Here is a 1,994-nt window from a genome sequence, read left to right on the forward strand (position 1 = left end):
GAGTAGGACGTCGCCAAGCAAGCTAAAACACAAGTCTTTTGACTTGTGTTTTTTTGTATATTTGTTTCGTTAGAAACAAGGGTGGAAATATTGCTAAATCATACCAGATGGAAAATTATTTACGGAATCATGATAAAGGCGAAGTATTTTCGCTATTTTTATTAAGCGCTCATTAAACTATATGTATTTCGTAATAGGATCATTATTGGTCATATTTTCAATATAAGAGGGGAACCTCTCTTCTTTTATAATTAACTTCTAAAAAACTTGGCGCATAATTGAAGCTTCTATACTCTAAATGATTTAATGGTTTATGAATTATATAGCTATTCCCCCTTAAAATCCTGTATACAGTATCCCTTAACTAATAAACATTAGAGGTGTTTCTGCCGGTAAATACTTCTTTTTCATGATTGGACATCTAAATCTTCTTCATTAATATACTTTTGAAAATAACTCCGTTCATAATTTCAATAATATAGATTTGTGTAATTGCTTCCTTTGAGTTTGCAGTTTTCTCAATCTATTAAACAAGCCCGTCTATATAGACGGGCTTGTTTAATTTTTTATTCTTATAATAGTAGCGTTTTGAGGGATGTTTTTTGTTATTAAGTATAGGGAAGTAGTACATAATCTATGAAAATGATACAGGTGCTTTCAATTATTATGAGAACAGCTATATTATGGCTAAATATGTAGTGAGATATAGGCATGTTGAACAAGGGGCTCATTTACAATTGAAGTGTATATATGGGTATGAAATCTTCTTTGATTAGTAGTCGTAACTTCTTGAGGCATAAATTTTTGAATTCCGTAACGTCAGTGCTACAATGATTGAAAAATAAATGTTAATGAGGTGTTCATATGAAAATTGAAGTTTGGTCTGATTTTGTATGCCCGTTTTGCTATATTGGGAAGCGTAGATTAGAAATGGCTTTAGAGCAATTTCCACATAAGAAAGATGTTGAAGTTGAGTTTAAAAGTTTTGAATTAGATCAAAATGCTCCGATCTACTCTGGAACGAGTATTAATGAAGTGCTTGCATCGAAGTATGGAATTAGTGTTGAAGAAGCTGATCGTAATAATATACAACTAGGCAATCATGCAGCTAGTATGGGTTTGAGTTTCAATTTTGAAGAGATGAAGCCAACAAATACTTTTGATGCACATCGTTTGGCGAAATTCGCAAAGGATCAAGGGAAGGAAAAGGAGATTACAGAAAATCTACTTTTTGCATATTTCACTGAATCGAGAAACTTAAGTGATGTGGAAACACTAGCTAATATTGCTGAAGCTTCCGGTCTAGATAGGGAAGAGGCTTTAAATGTTATTCATAATAAAAATGCTTATGCCAATGAGGTTAGGATTGATGAATCAATTGCCCAACAATATAAAATTACAGGGGTACCTTATTTTATTGTTAATCAAAAGTATGCTATTTCAGGTGCACAACCACTTGAAACCTTTGTTGGTGCACTTCAGCAGGTGTGGGAAGAAGAGAACCCTAAGTCTGAACTTCAAGATTTTTCAATAAATAGTACAACAGATGATTATTGTGCAGATGGTAGCTGCTCGATACCTTCAAAGGAATAATATTTAATTCTTTCTTTCTATTATGGTGTGCTGTAATGAGGGGATAAATTTTAAATGTCATATGTATATTAATGACATCTAAATACGAATAACCTACAGTGACTTTTATAGGTTATTCGTATTTAGTTTATTTTGGGGAGTTACATTCAAGTGTATTATTATTGTGCTAACGGCTTGTTGGTATAGTTAATTCATATTTTTATAAAAAACTTATTTAAAACTATTGACGATTAACATACATGGGTGTAATATAGAACAAGTCGCCGATAGCAACAACGCAGAAAGCGACAAAAGAAATAAAAAACTTGGTTGACATTGAAATATGAAAATGTTAACATAAGGGAGTCGCAAATGAGCGGCAAACAAGTTCTTTGAAAACTGAACGAAACAAACAACGTGAA

Annotated in this window: 1 protein-coding gene; it reads left to right on the top strand. The window is 32.3% G+C overall.

What is annotated here, in order from left to right:
* Positions 1-864 precede the first annotated feature (864 nt).
* Positions 865-1,593 carry a DsbA family oxidoreductase gene (locus tag B5P40_RS31865; RefSeq protein WP_002169292.1) on the top strand — a complete coding sequence of 243 codons (729 nt, stop codon included), beginning with the start codon at positions 865-867 and terminating at the stop codon, positions 1,591-1,593.
* Positions 1,594-1,994: the final 401 nt, after the last annotated feature.

The sequence above is a fragment of the Bacillus sp. SRB_8 genome (assembly GCF_003264205.1).
Classification (GTDB): domain Bacteria; phylum Bacillota; class Bacilli; order Bacillales; family Bacillaceae_G; genus Bacillus_A; species Bacillus_A mycoides.